We start from the raw sequence: 26,399 nt of genomic DNA, 5'->3' as shown, positions 1-26,399 counted from the left end.
ACTAAAATCAGTAAAGACCTTAACAAGCAATCTGTAAATAAGCACAATTCCCCCATAAAGAATTTGCACTACTTACAAGAGTATTAATTAGGTACCAAAAGGAACAACTATCTAAAACTTAGGTTAAAAAAAATCAAGCAAAGCCCAATGTCTTTTACTTTTGTTAACCTCAATCAAAAAAATTTTTTACAATGATTCAAACAATTATCCCTTTAGGAGGAGTAGCGCCTTCTGAGCTTATAGTTGTTGTTGCAATCGCTTTGCTTTTGTTTGGCGGAAAGAAAATCCCCGAATTAATGAAAGGACTTGGAACAGGAATTAAAGAGTTTAAACAAGCTACTCGCGAATCAAATGCTACTACTGCACAGAATCAACACAGTGATTCAAATCAAGAGCAGAAAGCAAAACAAGACTAAAAAGGCTGCCTAATAAGGCAACCTTTTGTTTTATAAAATAAGATATCTTAATAAATCCCTCTGAATAAAACACTTATAATACACTATAAACTTTTACTATCACAACTACTGTTTCGCAGCAGATAAAGGCTTATTTTTGTAAGGCAATAAAAAAAACAAATATGTCTACACAGAAAAACAACTTTCTGTTTCTTGTCTATTTAGCAGGGCTTAGTATCATCGGCTTTTTAGCCACAGATATGTATTTACCTGCATTTGACACAATGAAGCAAGATTTGAATACATCTAAGAGTACTATTGGTGCGAGTTTAACGCTTTTTTTGGGAGGATATTCTATCGCACAATTGCTTTGGGGGCCAATAGCAGATAAATATGGAAAACCCAAAGCCATACTAACAGGTCTAAGTATTTTTGCGATATCCTCTTTGTTTATATACTTTACTTCTAATGTAAATGTATTATTGGCCTTAAGATTAGTACAAGCCATTGGAGTATGCGCTGCAGCTGTATGCTGGCAAGCTTTAGTGATTGAACGCTATCCAAGCGATCAGACCAACAAAGTATTCGCAAGCATTATGCCTTTAGTAGCTCTATCTCCTGCCCTTGCTCCACTACTTGGGGTCTACTTATTACAACACTTTGGTTGGAGATCAATATTCATTTCTTTGGCCATTATAGCAGCGCTGTTAATGCTATACACCTTAAGGCTAAAATCACCCAAAAAACAAGCCAATACAGACGACGCTACAGAACAAGAGCCCGTGAGTTACCTTAGTATATTAAAATCACAGAAATACTTGGGTAATGTCATGATTTATGCTTTCTGTTCAGGTGCTTTCTTTGCATGGCTAACTGGATCTCCTTTCTTTTTAAAAGAATTAGGATATAATGAAAGTCAAATTGGCTTTAGTTTCGTTCCTCAGACTATTGCCTTTTTAATTGGAGGTTATGGTTACAGAGTATTATCCAGCAAAATGGACGGAAGAAAACTAATACCAGGATTAATGATCACCTTTACACTTTGTGTTGTTGCTCTACTGTTATTAGCAGTATTCACCACACCAACCTTAGTTATATTATTGATCCCATTTTGCTTAATGGCTTTAGTTAATGGAGCGTGCTATCCCATAGTAGTTGCCGAAGCTTTAAAACCATTTGCTGCTAATTCAGGTAAGGCTGCAGCTTTACAAAACACGCTTCAACTGGGGGTATGTTTTCTTACCAGCGCAGCTGTATCACTATTCTCTCACAAAGCATTATTAGCAACCACAATTGTAATGGCCAGTACCATTGTATTCGTATTTATTGGGTATAAGCTATCTTTAAAAAGCAAATAACATCCTACATTATATCAATTAAAAAGGCTTCCTCTAGGAAGCCTTTTTTGTTTTTTAATTATTAAGCTACAGAGCAAAATTCTAATATCACACCAATATACTCAAAAAAAAAGGACAGCTTTAAAAGCCATCCTTTTTACCCATTTTATCTATACTCCAGTTAAGATACATCTACTGTTGTAGCTTCAGCAATTTTCTTATAAGTTCCGTTTTCTAATTTCTCACGGATTGCTTCATAAGCTGCTAATGTCTCATCAATATCTTCTTGTGTATGAGTAGCAGTAGGAATCATTCTCAATAAAATGATACCTTTTGGAATCACTGGGTAAACTACAATTGACAAGAAAATACTGTAATTTTCTCTTAAGTCATTTACCATTACCATTGCCTCAGGAATACTTCCTTCTAAGTAAACAGGAGTTACACAAGTGTTAGTATCACCAATGTTAAATCCTCTTTCTTTCAGTCCATTTTGAAGCAGGTTTACATTCTCCCACAATTTAGCTTTTAATGAAGGGTTAGTTCTTAAAAGCTCTAAACGTTTCAATGCTCCTTTAGTGAAAATCATTGGAAGTGATTTTGCAAACATTTGAGAACGCAAGTTATATTTTAAATAATCAATTACATCTTGATCAGCTGCAACGAAAGCACCTATTGAAGCCATTGACTTTGCAAATGTAGAGAAGTAAACATCAATTCCATCTTGACATCCTTGCTCTTCTCCAGCTCCAGCTCCAGTTTCTCCTAAAGTACCAAATCCGTGAGCATCATCTACTAATAAACGGAAATTAAATTGCTCTTTCAAAGCAACGATTTCTTTCAATTTACCTTGTTGACCACGCATACCGAAAACACCTTCAGTGATCACTAAAATACCTCCACCTGTTGTTTCAGCCATTTTAGTAGCGCGCTCTAAGTTTTTAACTAAGCTATCAATATCATTATGTTGGTAAGTAAAACGTTTTCCCATGTGAAGACGTACACCATCGATAATACAAGCATGAGAATCAACATCATAAACAATTACGTCATTTTTAGTTACTAATGCGTCAATGATAGACACCATTCCTTGGTAACCAAAATTCAATAAATAAGCTGCCTCTTTCTTCACAAATGAAGCTAACTCATTTTGTAATTGCTCGTGTACTGAAGTATGTCCTGACATCATACGTGCCCCCATAGGGTAAGCTGCTCCATATTCTGCTGCTGCTTCAGCGTCAACTTTTCTTACTTCTGGATGATTTGATAACCCTAAATAGTCATTTATACTCCAGTTAATAACCTCTTTTCCATGAAACATCATACGATTTGACAAAGGTCCTTCTAATTTAGGAAAAACATAATATCCTTCTGCTTGTGATGCCCATTTTCCTAAAGGTCCCTTATTTTTCTGTATTCTGTCAAATAAATCGTTTACCATAATATAACTATGTTTTAAAAAACAAATGCAAAATTAATGATATTTTGTATGCTTTCATAATAAATTGCCGACAAATTAATTCAATTCAATAGGCAAATCGCTGTTAATAAATTCTTTTTAAGTATATTAACACAATCGTGTTTTGCGACTTAAAGCATACTTTCTATCTCTTTAATGCAACAAATCTAAATAAAAAAATAAAACCTTTCGCGTAAGAAAGGTTTTAATATACTATTTTAATACAAACTTGGATATAAACCTGGATTTGCTTCATGCATGATTTGATAAACTTTTTCAAATACATCTTCCACTTGAGGTTTACTAAAGTAGTCCCCATCAGTACCATAAGCTGGACGATGTGCATGAGAAGTCAAAGTTTGTGGCTCACTATCTAAGTGGCGATATCCTCCTTGTTCTTCTAATACTTTTTGCAATATATAAGCTGATGCTCCACCTGGTACATCTTCATCTACTACCAACAATCTATTTGTCTTAGCAAGACTCTTAACGATATCGTGCTGGATATCGAATGGCAACAATGACTGCGCATCGATAATCTCAACTTCTATCCCTACTTCTAACAACTCTTTTGCTGCTTGTTCTACAATACGCAAAGTAGAACCATAGGATACAATAGTAATATCTTTACCCTTAGCTATTGTCTCCACTACTCCAATAGGAGTGCGTATATCAGCTAAGTTTGTCGGCATTTTCTCTTTCAGGCGGTATCCGTTAAGACACTCAATAAGCAAAGCTGGCTCATCTGACTGCATTAAAGTATTGTAGAATCCAGCTGCTTTAGTCATGTTTCTCGGTACCAACACGTGCATCCCGCGAATTGCGTTTATAATCATCCCCATAGGTGAGCCAGAATGCCAAATACCCTCTAAGCGATGTCCACGTGTTCTAACAATCAATGGCGCTTTTTGACGGCCCACTGTTCGGTATTGCAACGTTGCTAAATCATCACTCATGATTTGAATAGCATATAGCAAATAATCCAGGTATTGAATTTCAGCAATTGGCCTAAGTCCTCTCATAGCCATACCGATTCCTTGACCTAAGATAGTTGCCTCGCGAATCCCCGTATCCGAAACTCTGTTGATGCCATGTTTTTCCTGAAGTCCTTCTAACCCTTGGTTAACATCACCAATATTACCAGAATCCTCACCAAAAACCATGACGTTTTTATAACGGGTTAACAACTGATCAAAATTATCTCTAACAATAATACGAGCATCTACCTCCTCAGCTGTCTCATCATAAGTTGGTTTTACCTCAGCAATAGCATCTGCCTTCAATCCAGATTCACTCATCAAATGTGAGCTGTACTTGGGCTGTATCTTTGCATAATAATTTTCAATAAACGCAATCAAAGTTGCTTTGATTGGCTCTGAAATCACCATGCGCATTGCTTTTCGAGCAACTGTGATAATATCTTTGCGAATCGGCTCTTTTATACCTGCCAGATCATTGGCATACTTTTGCAAGAAAACTTTATTTGAACTTGATTCGGCAACTGTATTCAAAACAGCCACTAACTCATTTCGCTCAGCTACAATTGGATCCAAATAAGCTTTCCACGCTGCTTTCTTACCATCCAATACTTGTTTCTTCAAGTCTTTATCCAATAGATCTAATTCTTCTGTTGTTGCAATATTAGATTCAATCATCCAATTTCTCATTTGCAACACACAGTCTTTTTCTGCTTCCCAAGCAAGGCGTTCTTTACTTTTGTAACGCTCATGCGAACCAGAAGTAGAGTGCCCTTGTGGCTGAGTCAATTCTTGAACGTGAATAAGCACAGGAACGTGTTCCTCACGCGCAATCTTAGACGCCTTGGCATAAGCTTCAATCAGTGCAGGATAATCCCACCCCAATACGCGAATAATCTCATACCCGTTTGCTTTCTCATCTCTTTGAAATCCTTTTAAGATTTCTGATATGTTCTCTTTTGTAGTTTGATACTTTGCGTGAACTGAAATACCATATTGATCATCCCACACACTCATCACCATTGGTACTTGTAATACCCCAGCGGCGTTAATTGTTTCAAAGAACAACCCTTCCGAACTTGATGCATTTCCAATAGTACCCCACGCCACTTCATTTCCATTTACTGAAAAAGTATTTGACTCATCTGCTTGTGGAAATTCTCTATAGTATTTTGAAGCCTGTGCTAATCCTAATAAACGAGGCATCTGCCCGGCTGTAGGAGATATGTCAGCACTTGAATTCTTTTGTTGTGTCAATTTATTCCAGTTGCCATTCTCATCAATACTGTGAGTTGCAAAGTGCCCCCCCATTTGACGACCTCCTGACATAGGATCGTGCTCTATATCTGCATGACCAAACAATCCTGCGAAAAACTGTTCTATCGTCAACTGACCTATTGCCATCATAAAAGTCTGATCGCGGTAGTATCCAGATCTAAAGTCTCCATTTTGAAATGCTTTAGCTAGCGCTAATTGTGGCACTTCTTTTCCATCACCAAAGATTCCGAACTTCGCTTTACCTGTTAGCACTTCACGTCTACCAAGCAAACTACATTCTCTACTGATTTTGGCAATTGTATAATCTTGAATTACCTCTTTCTTGAAATCTTCAAAAGAAAGAGCTTTATTTTTTCCGTTTTGACTCATTGTAAAAAACACTAATTTACTGGTTACGAATATAAAATTTTATCAAGAAAAAAGCTAATTTAGAATACCTCTTTATCACAAATTAATACGCACATACATTAAACTATTGACAAAAAAAAGCACAAAAAATTATACATACCAAAAATCTGTCTTAAATTAAAGCATCTCATTAAATATTTAACAATACCTTAAAACAAAAAAGCACCCTGAGTAGGGTGCTTTTACTATTAAATTATAGTCAATACTGATTCTAAATCAAATCTTACTTTTTTCATTGGAGCTAACCAATCATTTTGATGATCTCGCTCGCCTAATGCTAATATAGTAACACTCTTTAGACCTCGCTTGTCAAGTCCCAAAATCTCATCTAATTGATCGTTGAAAAAACCTTCCATAGGCGAAGAATCAATCTTTAACTCCGCAGCTGCCGCAATAGCTATACCCAATGCAATATAAGCTTGTCTTGCCGCATGCTCGAATTGCTGTTGCTTTGTCAAACTTCCAAAGTGAGCCTTTAGCCCATCTCTATACTGGTTCATCTCCCCTGACTTCATCTCGCGAACAAGCTCCATATTTTTAAACACATTATCCATGCGCTGATCAGTATAAGAATCCCATGCTGCAAAAACCAATAAATGAGAACACTCCTTTACTTGTGGTTGATTCATAGCAATAGGCACTAACTTTTCTTTTAACTCTTGATTTTTAATTAAAATCATTTCAACTGGCTGTAAACCGCTTGAAGTAGGAGCTAATCGAGCTGCTTCTACAATTTGCATCACTTTCTCATCAGCCAATTTGACTTGATTATTGTAACGCTTAGTAGCATAACGCCACTTTAAGTTTTCTAATAAATTCATAATCTAACTATTAACTACTACTTAGCTAAAAAAGCTAATACATTTTTTTCAATTCGCGTGTGGATATCAGTGACATCTGCTTTTACAAAAGGCTCACCGATAATTTGCTCATAGAGCTCAATATAACGCTCAGAAACTGAATTGACATATTCCTGAGTCATATCAGGAACTACCTGCCCTTGTTTACCTTGAAAGTCATTAGCTATCAACCACTGTCTTACAAACTCCTTAGAAAGTTGTTTTTGAGGCTCTTGTTTTTCTTGGCGCTCTTCATAGCCCTCAGCATAAAAATAACGCGAAGAATCTGGTGTGTGAATCTCATCAATTAATACAATCTCACCTTGCTTTGTCTTGCCAAATTCATATTTTGTATCTACTAAGATTAACCCTCGTTGCTCAGCTATTTCACTTCCTCTTGCATACAAAGCACGGGTATATTGTTCTAAAACTAAATAATCTTGTTCCGACACAATTCCCTTTGAGATGATATCTTCTCTGGAGATATCCACATCGTGCAACCCTAACTCCTCTTTTGTTGAAGGTGTAATAATTGGCTGTGGCAATTTGTCGTTTTCCTTTAAGCCTTCTGGTAAAGTTACACCACATAAAACTCTTTTTCCTTGCTTGTACTCACGAGCTGCATGTCCTGCTAAGTATCCGCGGATAACCATTTCTACTTTAAAAGGTTCACACACATGCCCCACCGCAACATTGGGATCTGGGGTAGCCACCAACCAATTGGGAACGATATCCCTTGTCATCTGCATAAATTTAGTGGCAATTTGATTCAAAATTTGTCCTTTGTAAGGAATACCCTTAGGCATAATCACATCAAAAGCAGAAAGTCTATCTGTAGCTATCATAACCAATAGGTCATCATTGATATTGTAAACCTCTCTTACTTTTCCGCGATAAACAGACTTTTGATTTGGAAACTCAAAGTTTGTTTTTGTGATTGTATTATTCATATAAATTTAGTTGTGTAGTTCTTTTGTTTAGTACGCCAATAAATCTTTTAGCGCTTGTTCAAATCTACCTTTAGGCAGATATTGTTCTTCTAAAGCTTTCACAAATGGAATGGCTGTTTCAATACTGGCTACTCGTTTAACTGGAGCATCTAAGTACTCAAAACAGTTTTCCATTATCATTGCCGATAGATCACTTGCAATACCTCCAAACATGGAATCTTCTTGCAAAATTATAACTTTATTCGTTTTCTTGACAGAATTAAATACAGTTTCTGTATCCAAAGGCTGCAAAGTACGCAAATCTATTAAATCTGCTTTTATTTGCGGATTTGCATCTAATATTTCTAAAGCCCAATGAACACCTGCCCCGAAAGTAACAATGCTCACCTGCTCTCCTTCTCGCAATAATGATGCCTTTCCAAAAGCAAGGGTATAATAATCTTTTGGTACATCTTGATATATACTTCTATACAAGAGCTTGTGTTCAAAGAATATAACGGGATTCGGATCGTTAATAGCTGTATTCATCAATCCTTTCGCATCAAAAGGAAAAGCGGGATATACAACCTTTAGCCCTGGTGTTTTGGTAAACCAAGCCTCATTGGTCTGAGAGTGAAATGGTCCTGCTTGTGTTCCACCACCACAAGGCATACGCACTACCACATCTGCCTTCTCATTCCATCTATAGTGTATTTTAGCCAAATAATTGACAATCGGATTAAAGCCTGTTGACACAAAATCTCCAAATTGCATCTCCATAATTGCTTTACCTCCATTGATAGAATATCCCATCGCCGCTGACACTACAGCACTCTCGCAAATTGGAGTGTTTCGAATACGCGCTTTGCCAAACTTATCGACAAATCCGTCAGTTACTTTAAAAGCCCCTCCATACTCTGCTATATCTTGGCCCATGATAATTAAATTATCATGACGCTCAAATGATTGCATCAATCCCTGCGAAATAGCATCTATTAATCGAATATTAGCTACCTCTCCCCCTGGTTTTACTTCTTCATACTGGTAAGGCGCATACATATCAGCTAACTCTGTGGTTAAATCTGCCACAATTTCAGGCTCTTGCTGTACTACTTGCCAATCTTTATCAATCTCTTTTTTAAACTCCTCTCTCAACTGCTGGTCCATTGCTTCTGATAAGACCCCTATTTGTTTTAGATACAATCTGTAATTCTCCAATGGATCTTTCTTTTCCCACATATCCATGAGCTCTTGTGGTACATACTTGGTCCCACTGGCTTCTTCATGTCCTCGCATTCTGAAAGTTAAAAACTCTATCAATACTGGTCTTGGATTCTCACGCATTGATTGAGCAATAGCCTGAACTTGCGTGTAAACATCCAAGATATTATTTCCATCGATAATGTGACTTTCCATACCATATCCCTTAGCTCTATCGGCTAAATGCTCACAGCGATATTGTTCATTGGTAGGTGTAGATAACCCATATCCGTTATTCTCTATCACAAATAAAACGGGAAGCTCCCATACTGAAGCAATATTTAATGCTTCGTGAAAATCGCCCTCTGAAGTTCCTCCCTCACCTGTAAATACAGCAGTGATTTTCTTTTCCTGACGCAGTTTATGTGCCAAAGCTATTCCATCAGCCACTCCCATTTGTGGTCCTAAATGAGAAATCATGCCCACAATATGATATTCTTGAGTTCCAAAGTGAAAAGAGCGCTCACGCCCTTTGGTAAAACCATTTGCTTTACCTTGCCACTGAGAAAATAAGCGATGTAGTGGAATATCTCTGGAGGTAAACACTGCTAAATTGCGATGCATCGGTAAAACGTATTCATCGGGTTGTAAAGCAGAGACAATTCCCACAGAAATAGCTTCTTGCCCAATACCAGAGAACCATTTAGACACTTTGCCTTGTCGGATTAAAATCAGCATTTTTTCCTCTACCATTCTTGGTTTGAGCAGTCTTTTATAAAGTTCAAGTAACACTTGATCTGATAAGTTTTTACGGTCGTAATGTAATTGTTTCATAATTGGTTTAATAGACTCTAAAAATAAGCAATTGCCTTTAGTAAACAAATTTATTATTCGCATCTATCAAAGAAAAAAACATCCTACTTTTGCGTTTCCCTTGGTGTTGCTATTTCGGCCTGTAACAATAGCTAAAGTACTACTTGGGAAGATTAACCCTTAGAATAACGAAGTAGAATAACACATAATTCTACTTCAATAGTTGCATAATTATTAATACTTTCGCTGGAGTTTAATCAACCCAGGCAATACGCCCTTTGTCTTTAATTCCCCAGCACACAATGAAACAGTTTCTACACAAAAAAGATATCCAAATTTCAGGCAAACGCTACTTTGTAGATGCCATGGGAGCAATGGCTTACGGGTTATTTGCAACTTTACTTGTAGGGACAATACTAAAAACCATTGGTGAGGAACTTCACATTAGCTTCTTAAAGCAAGTGGTTTGGCCTTTTGCCAATCAAGCTACAGGTCCTGTAATTGCATTGGCTATTGCTTATAGCTTAAGAGCTCCACAATTAGTTTTATTCTCCTCTGCAGTAGTTGGAGTAGCTGCTTATCAACTTGGTGGCCCACTCGGGGTTTTTATAGCTACTATCATTGCTGTGGAAATTGGGAAGGCAATTGCTGGTGAAACAAGAATTGATATAGTTATCACTCCAATTGTTACCGTTTTAACAGGTGTTGGTTTTGCCCAATTCACAGGTCCTACTGTCAACCAACTCATGCAGTGGATCGGACAAATCATTATACTCTCGACAGAATCTAATCCTTTAATCATGGGAATGGTTATAGCTGTGGTAGTAGGAATGGTTTTAACACTGCCTATTTCTTCAGCAGCTTTGTGCTTAATGTTGCAATTAGATGGTTTAGCCGCAGGTGCAGCTACAATCGGATGCTGTGCACAGATGATTGGCTTTGCTACAATTAGCTTTAAAGATAATGGCTTTAAAGGAGTGTTGGCTCAGGGAATCGGCACAAGTATGTTACAAGTACCAAACATTTATAAAAACTGGAAGATATGGATCCCACCTACTCTTTCTGCTGCTATTATAGGGCCGATAGCCATTTTGTTTTTTGATATGCAAAATACCGCTTTAGAATCTGGAATGGGTAGTTGTGGTTTAGTTGGTCAAATAGGAACCTTTAACGCCATGAAAGGCACGCATACTACCTCTTATATACTTTTGAGTATTCTGTGCTTACAGGTACTTTTACCTATGATATTGTCTTACTTAATTTACTTTATCATGAAAAAGAAACAGTGGATTAAAGAAGGAGATATGAAACTGTTCTAACAGTACAATGACAAGTAACTCTCGCTTTATCAAAGACACAAACTATTATTCAAGCAATCAGTTAATATAAAAAACAATTCTACAGCAGTAGCTTTTTTACTACATACAAATACTAATCAACTTATATAGTACACACTTTGATTCATAGCAGATAAATCGGAGTAAAATAAAATCTCTTTTAAATTCAGTTTAATAATATAATAGTAAGCTGTAAACAGGTGTAAAAAAATAGGGAATGCTTGATTTGATAAACCTTACAGAAAGTAGTCGAGAAAATAAATTTGGTTATGCTTTATTGTTTTTCTAAATTGAAACCTCAATCAAACACAGAAAATCTTCTGTATTGTATAAAATACAAACTCACTTATAAAGTGCTTTTTAATAAGAGCAGAATCTTTATAACCTATTTTTTTAATACATAAAACATAAAGTATGAATACCATAAAAGTCTTAAACTCTGAAGACATAAAGCAATTAGTTTCTATTGAAGAAGCAATAGAAACTGTTGTAGATGCCTATGTTGAACTATCCAATAATACAGCTGAAATGCCTGATCGAGTAATAACTGGTCTTGGTAAAGACTATCTTGATATCTTTTTTAAGCCGTCATTAATTGCTAATATTAATACCGCAGGTGTTAAACTCTTAAGTATACGCAAACAAGGTGGTGTGAACGGCCATCCTGCTATACAAGGGCTGGTGATACTAATAGACTCAGAAAATAATCTTACTCAAGCGATAATTGATGGTTCCCATCTTACTGCCTTAAGAACAGGGGGCGCCTCTGGGGTAGCAACGCGTTATTTAGCCAGAAAAGACTCATCTATAATGGCTCTATTTGGAGCTGGAGCACAAGCTTACACACAATTTGAAGCTGTATGTGCAGAAAGACCTATTAAAAAAGCCTATCTATTTGGTAGCTCTAAGACAAGTAAGTCCGTTGAAACATTCATTGAATACTACAAAGACAAATCTGATGTAGAGATTATAGCTGCAGATGACCCAGAGGTACTTGCTCATGTAGATATTATTTGTACAGTTACTCCTTCTGCAACGCCTTTATTTAAAACGTCCCATCTCAAAAAAGGAGTACATATCAACGCAGCTGGGTCCTATAGCCCAACTATGCATGAGCTGCCTGAAGATATTTTTATGAATAGTTCTTTGTTTGTAGATCACAAAGACTCTTGTTTTTCATCAACTGCAGATATTCTTGTTCCCCTTGAAAAAGAATTGTTACCTCAGGAGAATTATAAAGGAGAAATTGGAGATCTTATCCTGGGTAAAATTAAGGGAAGAACAAATGACACTGAGATAACGGTCTTTAAAAATGTTGGTATCGCAATCCAAGATCTAATTACTGCTAAATATGCCTATGACAAGGCTTGTAGAGAAAACTTAGGTACTTCGATAAGAATGTAAAAAATAGCGTTTGGATTATATAATCACAAAAGCACTTCGTTTTTATACTTTAATAGATTATCAACCCGTGCTTAAATTAAAAGACGTCTCTCAATATTGACGTCTTTTTTTTACTAGTTTCATTACTTTTTCTCTTTTACATTAGTTTAATAACCTTTCTATGTTTTTCATGAAAATTTTCTTGGATTTTTTGCGCTATAACGAACAATCCCAATCTTGGGAAGGCACTGTTGATAAAGTGTTGAATGGCCATTAGTAGGAAATTATCGTGTATAGAAATGGAAAAATACAATCTACAAAGATTATTGATAAATTCAGTGAGCTTAGGATCGCATATACATCCCCTGCTAATAACAAATAGACAATGAATATGTGTATGGTAAGCCCAAAATAAGAAGCTTATTGCTATGGATTTATACAGCCATGTTCATTAAAGGTATATTCAACCTCCCCGGTTTCATCTGAAATCACATAAAAAAACTCATGCATATCCCCAAATAGTTCAAATACACCAATTGCAATCCATGCTTTTTCTCCAACGACATTAAACTTTGGATTAAATTGTGCCCGAACAATGGTATTTATAAGCGAAGGATATCGCTGTTGATACTGTTTTGCTATTTGAATGGCTTCTTCCTGTGTTAATCTCATGTTATGCCAACTTATATTGTTTATTTCTAGTCACTTATTATACTGATTCTTAAAATTTTTAATGATGCAAGTATTTGCTCACCTAACTTCCGACCTTGATAAAGATAATTACAAAAATGCTCATCGACAACAAGTCTTGATAAGCTAAACAGTATTTGCCAGCACACCTTCTGTTTTCGGTTTTCGGTTCTCCCTCGCTAGCCCCTTGGCTAAAAATGTCCACCATACATTTTCTTAACGCTTGGTCCACTCTGTTTGCTAGTTTCCTTTGCTGATTCTTAGGGGTATTCTCACAGTTTACTGCCCTAGAGAGGCCTTTTCTCGAACAAAGATGCAAGCATACCCCAAAAATCCTCCTACCAAATGCAAGAGAATGATGTAGAAAACTATCCTATTAGGATTAAGTAGAAAGACTTCACATATTTAATCACCTATGTTTAGGTATAAACTCTTGTCAATACATCAATCTACTTTCATTGTAAAATGAAGTATTTAAGCTATTTATGATAAACAATGAGATTAATCAAACAAAAAAAAGATTAGATAATCTAAAAACTACCTAATCCTCTTTTTTATTTACTTCATCCTCATAGGTCTATAAATAGCCTTTTTAGAAGATAGATTGACACTTTGTTCACATCAATCTCCCCCCTTTTTTTCTCTGGAAGTACACCTAATGGTAAAGCAGCAATTATTTTACTTTAATCTCCATTGCGCCATTTTCTCCTTCTACCCCATACTTCTCTACTGCCTCTTGTTTTTTCAATATCGAAACAGATTTAATATCAACTGGTTTTACTTGCATCATTTGCTCATAACTAACAGGAGTTCCATCTAAAACATAAAGACCTACAAAAGAGGACTCACGAAGTTTGTTTTTGCGCATCTTCTCTTTGTACTCTCTTGTGATTTGACGTATCTGTTTTTCATTTTCAACATCCTCATCAGTTTTCAAGGAATACTCAAATACTTTTTTATTTCCGGTATAATTAAATACTTTTTTTGCATCTTCTGCATTGTAAATCTTCATGTTTTTTGTCCCATTAGTTGTTTCAAGAAAAGCAACAACCTCATCGAAGGTATAAAATTTTCCATCTACAACGTGAACTGTTGTTTCGTTCAACTTTTTGGTATCTCGGATTCTACTGGTCTTATTTTTCTGGTCTTGTACTTGCGTTTTATTCATTTGGTGAAGTTCTTGGCGGGCAGCTATTTCAGCTTTTCGTTTTTCGATTCGCTCTTTAACAGCATCATCACGCATCTCTTTACTTACTGCCACTTCTAATTTCCTTGCCTGACGTTCCTTTTTAAGTTCTACTTTTCTTTTTTGTAGTTCCTTTCGCAATTCAATTTTTCGCAAGTTTTTCTCTTGGTCATTATTGTCTATTGTCAAAATAAAGACCACACCATTTTTACCTTCCTCTCCATATTTTTCAATTCCTTGCTTAGTTTCAAAGACATAGACAGACTCAATATCTTCTGGTAAAATAGCTTTGACTTGTTGTGAATCAGCATTCTCTCCATCCACGATATACATAGGAGAATGTTTACCTATTTCCGCCAATTTGTCCAATCCACGACCTTTCAGTTGTTCTGACTTCTTTGTCTGCTTTTTACCACGCTCCACCCTATATACTTGCACAGTAGAGTCAGTAGATTTAACTGATTGGTCTTTACTAATTTCACTCACTAGGCCAAGAGTATCTTGCGCGAGTATGGGAGCAAGTTGCTTCTGATCAAAATCGGATAATATCACAGGTAATGACTGACTTTGCAATTGATCTACAAAGTTTGATAAACTTTCACTATCTGGCTTACTATTGTTTATCTTCGCTTTTACTTGTACTTGAAAAAAGCCAAAAAAAGCCAGTAAAAATGGCATAAGTAACAACAATTTCATTTTTTTCATGATTGGTGATTTTTGAGTGTTAAGCATTATGATTCTGCGTTTGAAATCCGAAGACTTGAAAGAATTAACAATAGATGTATGTTCTAATCTTGCATATTGGTACTCCAATAAAGCTTTTTGATAATCAAACGTATTAATATCGCGACTTACTTGCTGATCTACAAGGAATTCTAAATTCAAATTAATCGCTCGTTGCAGTAAGTACACAAAGGGATTTATCCAACATACTGCTTTTGTCACTCCTATAATCAATAGGTCAACAGAGTGTTTTTGCTTGATGTGAATACTCTCGTGTAATAAAACAAGATCTATTCGCTCTATCTGCTTATAATTTGCAGGTAGAACAATACTGTTCCAGAAAGAATAAGCATCTTTAGTACGATGATCTACAAGGACATTACCTGCAATCTCACAACTGTGCAATGAGCCGATACGATACAAGACACGCAGATATTGCACTAAGAGTGAAAGTAAAAACAAAGCGCCTATTCCCGCATAAAGGGATATTGCATAGTCCTGCCAATTCACGGTAGTTTCTATTACTTGCATTGTATGATCTGTTGGTAGATCTACTTGCTTACTATCAACTAACCACTGATCAAGTAAAATAGGAGTGTCCTCAAGAATTATTTCCCTTGTCCAAAAAACACTTGGCAGAATAAAACTACCTGCGATAGCCAATAGAAAGTACCACCTTATTGTGCGTACAAAAGTTTCTCTTCGCAAAAACACGTAGTAAAATGCAAAGGTAAAACTCAACAACAAGTTGACTTTTAGAAAATAAATAAAAATGGTCGTCATAAGTCAGTCGATTGGTTCTTACTTTCTATTCTTCTCAATTAATGCGCTAATTTCATCGAGTTCTTCTTTGCTTATATTCTTGTCCTTGACAAAGAAGTTTACCAGATTTGCAAAAGAATTATCAAAGTACTTCTGCATGGTATCTTCCATAAACTGTTTCTTATAAGATGAAATATCAACTAAGGGATAATATTGATGCGACTTCCCAAAAGTATGATGTGCTACCACTCCTTTGTCCTCTAATATTCGCACCAAAGTCGAAAGTGTATTGTAATGTGGTTTTGGTTCATCCATCTGTTGCAAAATATCATTTATAAATCCCTTTTCAATTTTCCACAAAATGCGCATGATCTCCTCCTCTTTGTTTGTAAGCTTCTCCATTGTCTAATTTTTATTAGTTAATCAAACATACAACTAACTTTTTAGTTATACAACTAATTCTTTAGTTATCGACATAAAAACTTAATTAACAATGAAATACACTATAATAAAAAAACTTTTTTCTCTCGCTAACAATTAATAAACTCTTATATTATTATATGATTTCATAGCAAAAAGTAAAACTTGAGAAAACAAAGAGTTTATAAAATACTTTGTCAATAATAACATATAGAAACACCAATTGACAAGACAAATCAATTGCTCCTACTATCAATCTAAAACACTATGAGAAGCTAAGAGTCATAGACTATTATTTCACAAAGGCCACTTATAAACCATTTATACTTCGTATATTTGCCCTTGTATAGAACACAAAAGTGTAAGTTTGTTCTTAGTACTAAGACAAGTGGGGAATCGTGTGAAATTCACGAGCTGTCGCGCAACTGTAAATAATCAGCCGAGCTGATTATAAGTCAGATTACCACACTTACTCAGCTATACGAACCATAAACCATGCTTTCGCGATTTGAAGCTTAGTCGAAATTAGAGCTATTTCCCTTATGACATTTTGAAATGCTCTACAATGATTAAACCAAACCATAAGCTATACCAATTTAAAAGGTAAAAAGTAAACTAAGTAATAACAATCATTACATCAATATGGAAGGTCAATTAACAAACAGAGAATTACGTATCCAAAAGAAAATTAAAGATTCCGAAACTCACGTATTCAGAACAGTATTCCCTGGGCAAACAAATCACCACAATACAATGTTTGGTGGGGCAGTATTATACATTATGGATGAAATTGCCTTTATGACAGCTACGCGTTTTTGTCGTAAACCTATTGTAACTGTATCGAGTGATAAAGTTGACTTTAATCACCCAATTCCCGCTGGAACATTAGTAGAACTAATTGGAACTGTTACTCGTGTAGGACGCACAAGTTTGGATGTACGTGTAGATGTATTTGTAGAGAGCATGTATAGAGATGGACGTGAAAAGGCAATCACAGGATCTTTTACCCTTGTTGCTATTAACGAAAGCAAAAGACCAGTACCTGTTCTGGATGAAATAGATGAATAAGATTCACCTTAAATAACAAAAGCTCTCTGTAATAGAGAGCTTTTTTTTGTTATCCATACACGAAATAGGAATTAAGCTCAAGTGTTTTAGCACTTAATATAAAAGTTTAATACATCCGTGTTTTGGCCTATATCTTTATTTTTTCTATACGCATTATGCCAATCTAATCACAATTAGCTAAGAGCTACTAAAAAACGCATAAGTGTCATGGCTAAAAGATAAAATATTCTACATCTTCATCTTGTAGTTTTCCCCTACTCTACTAACACTTAGGATAATATTTGGTCAATCCAAACTTAAAAACCGAGTACTATATAAAAACAAAAGGGCTATACTTGCGTATAACCCTTTTATTCATTTAAAATTAAATTTACTCAGCGATTGCATTTTCGACCTCTGTGATCATCATTTTGATAGATTTTAATCCACCTCCTGATAAATACCATACTTCAGGGTTTAAGAATACAATTTTATCGTTTTTATAAGCATTTGTCTGTTGAATTAAAGCATTAGCAAATGCCTCTTTAGTCATTGTCGCTCTTTTAATAGCAGCACCACGGTCAATAACAAAGATATAGTCAGGGTTCATTTCCTTGATAAACTCATTAGAAATAGATTGTCCATGGGTAGCAACTTCAATCTTGTTATCTGCTGGTTTTACACCAAACACATCGTGAATGATACCAAAACGAGAACCTGGTCCATAAGCACTCATACGACCTTCATTTGTCAATACAATTAAAGCTTTCTTGTCGGACTTCGCTGCAGCTTCGTTAATCTTAGCGATACGTGCATCAATATCTTTTAACTCTTTTTCTACTTGCTCCTCTTTGCCAAACATCTTACCGATAGCGATTTGATTGTTTTTAAAAGAAGTCATATAATCTTTTGCATCTACATCTAAATTTACAGCAGGTGCAATTTTGTTAAACTCGTCTACCATAGCAGCAGTACGCGCTCCAATCACAATTAATTCAGGATCAGCAGCATTCACTTTTTCTAAGTTTGGCTCCTTAATACCCCCAATATCAACAATAGACTCGTCTTTTGCATACTTGTCTAAGTAAGATGGAAGATTTGTTTTAGGCGCTCCTTTTACAGGAATACCAAGCTCATCAAAAGAATCTAAAGCACCATATGCAATCACAACAACATTTTTAGGGTTCTTTAAAACCTCAGTTGTTCCAGAGATATGCTCTACAGTTACTTTTTCTCTTTCTGTATTCTCCTCTTGTTTTTTCGTGTCCTTGCACGAAACAAAAAGCATAGCTGAAGCAGCTAAACAGCTTATAAATAATTTACTCATAATTTTAGTTAACAATTTAATAATCTACTTAAAATAAATACAGACTTTATTGTTACAGTTATCGACTATAGTCATATCTATGTCGAACACTTCCTTCATGATATCTTCGCGAATAATATCATCTGTTGGTCCAAAATGGATAATCTTGTGATCTTTAACCGCGGCAATATAATCTGCATAAGAAGACGCATAATTAATGTCGTGCACTACAATAATGATTGTCTTCCCGTAATCATCTGCTAAGACACGAAGAATCTTCATAATCTCAACAGAGTGTTTCATATCTAAATTATTTAGTGGTTCGTCCAGCAAAATATAATCTGTATCTTGTGCCAGAACCATCGCTAAGAATGTGCGCTGTCTCTGTCCTCCACTAAGTTCATCAATATATTGATCTTGAATATCAATCAAGCCCATAAAATCAAGACTCTCATCTATCTTCTCATGGTCAAGGTGATTTAATCTTCCTTGCGAATGTGGAAAGCGCCCGAAAGACACTAATTCCTTCACAGTTAATCGTACATTAGGATGATTTGCCTGTTTTAAAATAGATAAACGCTTAGCAAAATCTCTATTGGTAAAATTGACAATTTCTTGATTAACTAAGTTAATCTCTCCTGAATCGCGCGCCACAAGTCTACTGATGATAGACAATAGCGTACTCTTTCCAGTCCCATTACCTCCAACTAAACAAGTAATTTTACCTTTTGGGAAACTAACTGAAACGTTGTCAAGTATGCTCTTTTCCCCATATTTCTTGGTTACATTTTTTACCTCAATCATCCTCTGTTACTTCTTAATAATAAATAAATGAAATATATACCTCCTACAAAATTAATGATAATACTTATTGTTGTTGACATATTAAATAAATGTTCAACAAGGTATTGTCCGCCAATTACTGTTACAGCTGTCAATAAACAACAAGCTGTTACCATATAGATATGTTTGCTTGATTTAACCAACTCATAAGTTAGGTTTGCTACCAATATTCCCAAAAAGGTAATAGGCCCTACAAGAGCTGTTGATATAGCAACCATCACTGAGATAATCATCAAGTTCACTTTAATCACCTTGTGATAATCAACCCCTAAGCTTATTGCATTCTCTCTACCCAAACTCATTACATCTAACTGTCTAAAATATCTTGCTCCCCAAATCATACTAACAATTAATATGATAGAAGAAATACCTAAGAGATTCAGATTTATCTTGTCAAAAGAGGCAAACATTGCCGCTTGAACAATCATAAACTCATTGGGATCAATAAGCATGACTATAAAAGATGAAAAACTCCTAAAAAGCGTCCCCATCAAAAGCCCTACAAGCAATAATAAATACATACTCTTACTCTCTCGTCTAAATACCAAATAGTACATCGCGATAGAAAACAAAAGCATCAGTCCTACTGATATTGCAAAATTTGATTCTGCATTCAAAACTTGAAAAGTCTTGTCTCCATAGATAAACACCAAAGTGGATTGAATCAATAAAAAGAAAGAATCAAACCCCATGATAGACGGCGTTAAAATACGATTGGCAGATATCGTTTGAAAAACAATCGACGAGTAGGCAATAGCAAAGGAAACAAGAACCATTGCTATAATCTTATAGCCTCTACGTGGCAATACATAATCGAGTTTAGTACCTGTGAAGGTGAACATATAGATAGCGATGCATAACAACAAAGCTACTAACAAGATAGAAATAACTTTATTTTTAAACATTCTTAGCTCTCTTTAAAATTAATACTAAAAAGATCACTCCTCCAATAATACTCACTGTAAGGCCAATCGGAATTTCATATGGCGCAATAAGCATTCGACTAATAATATCGCAAATCAACAAGAATATCGCACCTATTAAAGCCGTATAGCTGATAGTCTTCTTTAAATTATCTCCAAACATTAAACTCACTATATTCGGGATAATAAGCCCTAAAAAAGGAATTACTCCTGCTGTAAGCACAACAACAGTAGAGGTTATAGCTACAAAAGTAAGTCCAAGGTAGGTGATCTTTTTGTGATCTAACCCAAGACTTGTGGCAGTTTCCTCTCCAAGTCCAACTATAGTGAATTTATTTGCATATAAATAAGAAAGAATCACAACAGGTATACCCAAATACAGTACTTCGTAATTCCCTTGGATAATAGAAGAAAAATCTCCAATTAGCCAACCTTCCATATTCTGCACTAAATTATACTTGTAAGCAAAGAACGTAGATATCGCATTTAATATATTTCCAAAAACAATCCCTACTAACGGTATGAAAATAATGCTACGCATTTTTATCTTACTTGATATTTTCAAGAAAATCACACTCGCTAATAATGCAATGGTAAACGATAATACCATCTTGTACATCATCCCTCCACTTGGGAACAAAATCATACTAAATAAAATTCCCATCTTACAAGCGTCTAATGTCCCCATTGTTGTAGGAGATACAAACTTGTTTAAAGAAATCTGTTGCACAATAAGTCCCGAAATACTCATACCAATTCCAGCAATCAACACCGATATCATTCTTGGTAATCTACTTACGACCATAACTAGTAATTCATCATTGTCTAAGCGATGTAAATCCAATATTGAAATATCTTTTACTCCTATAAAAAGGGAAATAAATGATACTATTATGAGTATAAGAACTAAAATAATTCTTATCATATATTTACTTAATATTTATTTAGAATCCGTTTAAATAAAAGCAAATATATAAAAGTAAGCCCGCTAAGAAAAACAAAAATTCAAGCAATCTTAGAATTAGCAAGGATTACAATTATTATAAACCTAAAATCAAGGGCACTTTATTTAGACTTAACCAATACAATTATTTGATTATTTAATTTATTTAAAAATAATAACGGATAATATAAAGGAATAATAATTCGACTCTAAAACGTTAAAAAGCAAGAAATGACTATTTTTTTACAAGAAAATACAAGATTACAACTGCTTGTAAGGTTGCTTATCCTCTGTTAAAAGTAAATCGACAAAAAGTTTGACAGACCGCTTTTGATAACTCTCCTTGAGTGTGATAATAACAGCCTCTCTACTCATATCACAATCCGTAATGGGGATTGCGCAGATGTTGGTTTCACCATGCACGGTAGCAAAAGTCAAAATAGTCTTAAAGGCATTGACTCTCACCAGGTCAATAACTGTAGAAGTATGGTTGACCTCTACAGCAATATTAGCAGAAATATTGTGCATTTCAAATTGCCTATCCAGGAAATTGCGAGTACTAAATCCCTTAACAGGTAAGGCTAACTTTAAACTTGCGATTTCGGCAAAGCTTATGGCCTTGCGATTAGACAAAGAGGAATCAGTAGATACTATTAACGCCATTTCAGAAGTCAATAGCGGTTGGTACAATAAGTTCTCTTGGTGTTCTCCTTCAAAAAAAGTCAAAGCAAAGTCAATCAATTGATAATTTAAAGCATCAATAAGCTCATTGGTTGTCCCAAAGGTAATCTCAATCTTTACATTGGGATACGCAGTGGTAAACTCTTTTAAAGAAGTTAAGACAAGTGACTTTAATCCCCAGGTTAACCCTATTTTTAGAACTCCCGTCTTAAGTTCATTAAGATCCTTGAGCATTAACTCCCCATCTAAAGCTGCGTCCAGACTTTTTCTTGCATAAACAGCAAAGCGCTCCCCGGCTTCTGTTAGACTGATTCGCTTGCCTATTCGATCAAACAAGGGCTGCCCGAGTTCTTCTTCCAATTGCTTAATCTGCTGTGACAAGGTACTTTGAGTAATATATAAATGCTTGGCTGCTTCTGTAAAGTTGAGTAACTCCTTTGCCTTTAAAAAATACTTTAATTGTCTTAACTCCATTTGTAAATCGGTTTTATCGATTGATATGATAGAAAAATAACGTTTTACTAATTTAGAACATAGCTTTAACTTTACCAAAAAAAGAAGGCAATGGCTACAACTACCTATACAGAAATAAGAGAAAGTGAAAAAGCAATCAGGGGTAGTTCCCGTTACAAGAAGATAAAATGGGGAATCTTTTTAGTAGGAGTATCTGTATTTGCACAGTTGTATAATTACCAACCACTGCTATCGGAAATTACCTCATATTTTCACATCACACCTGCCGAGAGTAGCTATTTGGTATCGGCTTCTACTTTTGGTATGGCTGTAGGACTTTTGCTATTTGCCTTTATTGCCGACCGCTTTCACAGGAAGGATGTTATGTTATTTGCCCTTATTACCTCAAGTGTACTAACACTCGCTTCTGTATGGCTGAATAATTTTGCGGTGCTCATCAATATAAACTTCATCAAAGGAATGTGTATTTCAGGAGTATCAGCAGTTACCCTGGCTTATTTAGCAGAAGAAATTGACCACAAAAATATTGGATTAGCGATAAGCTTTTACTTGGCAGGAAACACATTTGGTGGTATGTTTGGAAGAATTGTAGCTGCTTTAATTAGCGGTTGGTTCGGATGGCAAACAGCAGTATTATCAATAGGTATTATCGCATTAATTATTAGCATCATTGTTTACTTTTACTTTCCCGCCTCAAACTTTTTTCAGCCTGAAAAACTAAATTTACATGACAAACTACTGCAAATGAAAAGTATTTTCAAAAACAAGAAAATACTGGCGATGTATGTAGTGGCTATCTGCTTGATGGGGAGCTTTGTCAGTGTGTATAACTTCCTTGGCTTCAAACTTGAAGCTGCTCCTTATAATCTTCCGCATTACATCATAGCCATGATATTCCTAATGTACGCCTTTGGCATATTCAGTAATATGATCTCAGGAGCACTCTCTGATCGATTCTCTCCTCGTAAGATTCTACTCACGGCATTAATCTTACTTATACTAGGAACAATAATGATGTATCTAAATAGTCTTTTTTTAATACTAATAGGTTTGGTTATATTCACCATGGCCTTCTTCAGTGGCCACACCATAGCAAGTCGAGTAGTAACAACCTTAGCTAAAGATGCAAAAACTTCAGCTACAGCATTATACTGGTTTTTCTATTACTTAGGTTCGAGTATTATTGGAAGTTCAACGGGCGTATTTGTCAATCAAAACAATTGGATTGGCTTTTTTGGATGTTTGACAATCTTAGGAATATTTGCACTTCTAACAACCTATTTCACAACCAAAAGAGCTTAAAGGCAGAATTGCGAACACCCCGTAATATAGACAATGATTCTCCAAGTATCTACAAGACTGTAGAACAAATAAGAGCAGATTAATAAACTGACCCAACACAAATAAATATAAATGAAAAAAGGATATCTTAAGCCAGACATCCTTTTTTACCCTAACTCTATATATTTCGACCACCTACTCAAAAGATACAAGCTCTATCGAGAGAATATTTTTATCGTCGATTGCCTCTACAACGGCATCTCTTTGATTTAATTCCACTATTTTATATATGAATGTATTTCCTCTATCAGATTTCATAGTCAATCTATTTCCTTCTAAGACATATACCCCTTTTGATTGCTTTAAACTATATTGATCCACTGCAGTAAAAGTACCATTTTTCAAACTAATTTCAATAGATGATTTTTGATATGCTTCTTTTGATACTCTATCACACTCTGGTGTAAAATTAAAGTGTGCTGCAATCCATTTCTTCTCAATATTTACACTTTTAACTTCCTTGGCAGGGTTTGTATCTACCATATTGTTATCCTCTGCTGAACAACTTTGAAGAGTCATTCCTACTAAAACCAAACAAACACTTGCGAATATATTTATAAAACGTCCCATACTAATAAAATTTAAAAAATTTCCACAACTACCCTTCTTAACAAAACATTAAGGGATTTATTCTAACAATCTAAGTACTTACTTTGTTATTCTAAAGTTAACAAAAAATATTTGAATACTTAAATATTAGGTTAATTTTTTAAAGTATTTTCTGAAACACAGAAAGAATTAACATATATTCAAAAACAAAACAGTTAATACATAAATATATTATCAAAAACTGTATAATCTTGTCATTATTACTTTTTATTTCCTTTGACAAGACGAAATTACACCAAGAAAGTTATCTCACAACTGATATTTATCAGTGATTTTAGCCTCACAACACTACTTAACACACCTTTGAATATTTAACAACTAACCAATAATTTGACTATCAATCCCTTTGCTACATTTTTTTTGACTAATTTAAAATAAGTTGTTAAAGGTTAAAAAAAAGTTAAAAATATAACCTTAAAAAACATCATGCTTTTTCATAAAATACTATTTTTAAAAACACACTAACTCCAGTGAATATCACCAATAACAAGACATCAACCTATATAACTAATTATCAAAACAATAGTCATACAACTAAGCATGGACCACAGACTTTGTAAAAAATTAGATAAATCATTTCAAATCCCTTAATTATAATCAAATAGCCTTTAAAAACTTCCTTAAAGCGCACAGTCTTAAAGAGGTTCATATAAAAAAAACTAAATAGAAATTGGCTCTATTTAGTTTTAATGAAATACTTACAACTAATCAATTGCAAAGTGAATAATATATAATTACAATTTAACTAAACCTCTATCTAAGATTGACAAAATGATTCTTGGTTTTGTTTAATCATAGGTTTTAAACCTAAGTTCTCCAACATGACCATATCTTTATTCAACGCTGGGTTAGCAGTTACTAAAAGCGTTTGGTTCTCACCTGCAAAAATAGAGTTTGCCCCTGCCATAAAACACCAAGCTTGTTCTACTTCGCTCATCTCAATTCTTCCTGCACTTAAGCGTACCATTGTCTCTGGCAAAACAATACGCGCTGTGGCAATCATACGCACCATATCCCATACCTCTACTTTAGGTAAATCCTCAAGAGGAGTTCCCTTTATACGAGCCAAAGCATTAATTGGCACAGATTCTGGATGCTTGTCCATCGTTGCCAATGTAAGTAACATCGAGACTCTGTCACTTGTTGATTCTCCAAGGCCAATAATTCCCCCCGAACAAACAGTAATTCCGGCTTTTCGCACATTATTAATTGTATTGATACGGTTGTCAAACTTCCTTGTAGAAATAATCTCGTCGTAGAATTCCTCTGAAGTATCAAGGTTGTGATTATATGCATACAACCCAGCTTGTTGAAGTCGCAAAGCTTGTGATTCTGTCAACATCCCTAAAGTACAGCAAACCTCCAAGCCTAATTCGTTTACCCCTTTAACCATATCAATTACCCTATCAAAATCTTTGTTATCCCTTACTTCTCTCCAAGCTGCCGCCATACAAAAACGAGAAGATCCTGCTTGTTTTGCTTTTTTAGCATGGGCTAAAACAGTTTCAGTAGGCAAGAGTCTTTGAACTTTAATATCAGTATGGTAACGAGCCGCTTGACCACAATAAGAACAATCCTCAGGACACCCTCCTGTTTTAATTGACAAAAGTGTACTTATCTGTACTTCATTTTTGGGATGGTACGCTCGGTGTACACTTGCCGCAGTATAAACAAGTTCAAGTAGCGGCATATTGTATATCTGTTCAATTTGTTGTTTTGTCCAATCATGGCGCACCTTTACCGTTTCTAATATAGCATTCATAATAAGTTTATTTCGTTATGGGTCAAAACTAAAGATAGCAGCACAACAACAAATAGTCCACTTTCAAAAAAACACATAGTCCGGGTAAGCCTGTGGGCTTTGAATAATAGATATATAAACAAAATGGGATAGCATCTATAACAAGACCTCTATCCCATTTTTATAAGCACTCTAACATTTTTAAAAATTTGGAAAACACTATACAGATACAACAAGCTGCCAAAAAAAGACAGTTATTACAACTTATTGAATAAAGCTGATTACAAAAAAGAAAACACAGTAACAGCCACTAAATCGGATCAATCTCAAAAGTTGTGTGTGAATTAAAAACTAC

21 protein-coding genes and 1 riboswitch are annotated in these 26,399 nt (G+C 35.1%); of the genes, 6 read left to right on the top strand and 15 right to left on the bottom strand.

The features are described 5' to 3' along the window. The first annotated feature begins 191 nt into the window (after window positions 1-191). Both GJV76_RS05545 and punC read left to right on the top strand, forming a co-directional pair. Window positions 192-416 (top strand): Sec-independent protein translocase subunit TatA/TatB, encoded by a 225-nt coding sequence (locus GJV76_RS05545; RefSeq protein WP_155091648.1) that lies wholly within the window; start codon window positions 192-194, stop codon window positions 414-416. Window positions 417-577: 161 nt separating this feature from the next. Next, window positions 578-1,753, top strand: a complete 1,176-nt coding sequence (gene punC / locus GJV76_RS05540) for a purine nucleoside transporter PunC (RefSeq protein WP_155091647.1) — start codon at window positions 578-580, stop codon at window positions 1,751-1,753. A gap of 160 nt (window positions 1,754-1,913) precedes the next feature. Here the strand turns inward: punC and GJV76_RS05535 are convergent, their stop codons facing one another. From GJV76_RS05535 to GJV76_RS05515, 5 genes are all read right to left on the bottom strand, one after another. Continuing rightward, window positions 1,914-3,173 (bottom strand): aminotransferase class I/II-fold pyridoxal phosphate-dependent enzyme, encoded by a 1,260-nt coding sequence (locus GJV76_RS05535; protein ID WP_155091646.1) that lies wholly within the window; start codon window positions 3,171-3,173, stop codon window positions 1,914-1,916. Window positions 3,174-3,409: 236 nt separating this feature from the next. Then, the gene (locus GJV76_RS05530) at window positions 3,410-5,815 is read right to left on the bottom strand and encodes an alpha-ketoacid dehydrogenase subunit alpha/beta (RefSeq protein WP_155091645.1); all 2,406 of its coding nucleotides are present in this window, start codon (window positions 5,813-5,815) and stop codon (window positions 3,410-3,412) included. A gap of 227 nt (window positions 5,816-6,042) precedes the next feature. Continuing rightward, window positions 6,043-6,675, bottom strand: coding sequence for a nitroreductase family protein (locus GJV76_RS05525; protein WP_155091644.1), 633 nt, complete (start codon window positions 6,673-6,675; stop codon window positions 6,043-6,045). Window positions 6,676-6,692: 17 nt separating this feature from the next. Next, entirely contained in the window at window positions 6,693-7,643 is a 951-nt protein-coding gene (locus GJV76_RS05520) for a phosphoribosylaminoimidazolesuccinocarboxamide synthase (protein WP_155091643.1), read from the bottom strand. Between the two features lie 27 nt (window positions 7,644-7,670). Beyond that, window positions 7,671-9,656: an alpha-ketoacid dehydrogenase subunit alpha/beta gene (locus GJV76_RS05515; RefSeq protein WP_155091642.1), complete on the bottom strand. Its 1,986-nt coding sequence runs from the start codon at window positions 9,654-9,656 to the stop codon at window positions 7,671-7,673. Window positions 9,657-9,937: 281 nt separating this feature from the next. Between GJV76_RS05515 and GJV76_RS05510 the strand changes: the two genes are divergently transcribed. Both GJV76_RS05510 and GJV76_RS05505 read left to right on the top strand, forming a co-directional pair. After that, a complete protein-coding gene (locus GJV76_RS05510) occupies window positions 9,938-10,954 on the top strand; it encodes a PTS transporter subunit IIC (protein WP_155091641.1) in 1,017 nt (338 codons plus the stop codon). A gap of 432 nt (window positions 10,955-11,386) precedes the next feature. Continuing rightward, window positions 11,387-12,376, top strand: a complete 990-nt coding sequence (locus GJV76_RS05505) for an ornithine cyclodeaminase family protein (protein WP_155091640.1) — start codon at window positions 11,387-11,389, stop codon at window positions 12,374-12,376. A 405-nt stretch (window positions 12,377-12,781) separates the two neighbouring features. On the opposite strand, the gene GJV76_RS05500 is transcribed toward GJV76_RS05505, so the two are convergent. The 3 genes from GJV76_RS05500 to GJV76_RS05490 all read right to left on the bottom strand — a co-directional run bounded on the left by GJV76_RS05500 (window position 12,782) and on the right by GJV76_RS05490 (window position 16,118). Then, on the bottom strand, window positions 12,782-13,027 hold the full coding sequence (locus GJV76_RS05500) for a hypothetical protein (protein WP_155091639.1): 246 nt from the start codon (window positions 13,025-13,027) through the stop codon (window positions 12,782-12,784). A gap of 691 nt (window positions 13,028-13,718) precedes the next feature. Further along, on the bottom strand, window positions 13,719-15,737 hold the full coding sequence (locus GJV76_RS05495) for a M56 family metallopeptidase (RefSeq protein ID WP_155091638.1): 2,019 nt from the start codon (window positions 15,735-15,737) through the stop codon (window positions 13,719-13,721). A gap of 18 nt (window positions 15,738-15,755) precedes the next feature. Further along, the gene (locus GJV76_RS05490) at window positions 15,756-16,118 is read right to left on the bottom strand and encodes a BlaI/MecI/CopY family transcriptional regulator (protein ID WP_155091637.1); all 363 of its coding nucleotides are present in this window, start codon (window positions 16,116-16,118) and stop codon (window positions 15,756-15,758) included. A 396-nt stretch (window positions 16,119-16,514) separates the two neighbouring features. Continuing rightward, a riboswitch (adenosylcobalamin-variant (AdoCbl-variant) riboswitch) is annotated at window positions 16,515-16,610 on the top strand. Window positions 16,611-16,778: 168 nt separating this feature from the next. Between GJV76_RS05490 and GJV76_RS05485 the strand changes: the two genes are divergently transcribed. Then, window positions 16,779-17,204: an acyl-CoA thioesterase gene (locus GJV76_RS05485; protein ID WP_155091636.1), complete on the top strand. Its 426-nt coding sequence runs from the start codon at window positions 16,779-16,781 to the stop codon at window positions 17,202-17,204. A gap of 370 nt (window positions 17,205-17,574) precedes the next feature. Here the strand turns inward: GJV76_RS05485 and GJV76_RS05480 are convergent, their stop codons facing one another. The 5 genes from GJV76_RS05480 to GJV76_RS05460 all read right to left on the bottom strand — a co-directional run bounded on the left by GJV76_RS05480 (window position 17,575) and on the right by GJV76_RS05460 (window position 22,353). Then, window positions 17,575-18,510 carry a siderophore ABC transporter substrate-binding protein gene (locus GJV76_RS05480; RefSeq protein ID WP_155091635.1) on the bottom strand — a complete coding sequence of 312 codons (936 nt, stop codon included), beginning with the start codon at window positions 18,508-18,510 and terminating at the stop codon, window positions 17,575-17,577. Window positions 18,511-18,534: 24 nt separating this feature from the next. After that, entirely contained in the window at window positions 18,535-19,293 is a 759-nt protein-coding gene (locus GJV76_RS05475; protein WP_155091634.1) for an iron ABC transporter ATP-binding protein, read from the bottom strand. After that, window positions 19,290-20,237, bottom strand: coding sequence for an iron chelate uptake ABC transporter family permease subunit (locus tag GJV76_RS05470; protein ID WP_155091633.1), 948 nt, complete (start codon window positions 20,235-20,237; stop codon window positions 19,290-19,292). Before GJV76_RS05470 ends, GJV76_RS05475 begins: the two co-directional genes overlap by 4 nt. After that, on the bottom strand, window positions 20,230-21,180 hold the full coding sequence (locus GJV76_RS05465) for an ABC transporter permease (RefSeq protein ID WP_155091632.1): 951 nt from the start codon (window positions 21,178-21,180) through the stop codon (window positions 20,230-20,232). The genes GJV76_RS05470 and GJV76_RS05465 overlap by 8 nt, the downstream gene beginning before the upstream one ends. A 279-nt stretch (window positions 21,181-21,459) precedes the next feature. Further along, window positions 21,460-22,353 (bottom strand): LysR substrate-binding domain-containing protein, encoded by an 894-nt coding sequence (locus GJV76_RS05460; RefSeq protein WP_155091631.1) that lies wholly within the window; start codon window positions 22,351-22,353, stop codon window positions 21,460-21,462. 90 nt (window positions 22,354-22,443) lie between these two features. On the opposite strand from GJV76_RS05460, the gene GJV76_RS05455 reads away from it, so the two are divergent. Beyond that, window positions 22,444-23,655 (top strand): MFS transporter, encoded by a 1,212-nt coding sequence (locus GJV76_RS05455; RefSeq protein ID WP_155091630.1) that lies wholly within the window; start codon window positions 22,444-22,446, stop codon window positions 23,653-23,655. A gap of 174 nt (window positions 23,656-23,829) precedes the next feature. Here GJV76_RS05455 and GJV76_RS05450 read toward each other — a convergent pair whose 3' ends face one another. Together GJV76_RS05450 and bioB are read right to left on the bottom strand one after the other, a co-directional pair. After that, the gene (locus GJV76_RS05450) at window positions 23,830-24,264 is read right to left on the bottom strand and encodes a lipocalin family protein (protein WP_155091629.1); all 435 of its coding nucleotides are present in this window, start codon (window positions 24,262-24,264) and stop codon (window positions 23,830-23,832) included. Window positions 24,265-25,060: 796 nt separating this feature from the next. Continuing rightward, window positions 25,061-26,065 (bottom strand): biotin synthase BioB, encoded by a 1,005-nt coding sequence (bioB, locus tag GJV76_RS05445; RefSeq protein ID WP_155091628.1) that lies wholly within the window; start codon window positions 26,063-26,065, stop codon window positions 25,061-25,063. Between the last annotated feature and the right edge of the window lie 334 nt (window positions 26,066-26,399).

Source organism: Myroides albus, from assembly GCF_009711045.1.
GTDB lineage: Bacteria > Bacteroidota > Bacteroidia > Flavobacteriales > Flavobacteriaceae > Flavobacterium > Flavobacterium album_A.
This window is presented reverse-complemented; position numbering and strand designations above follow the sequence as displayed.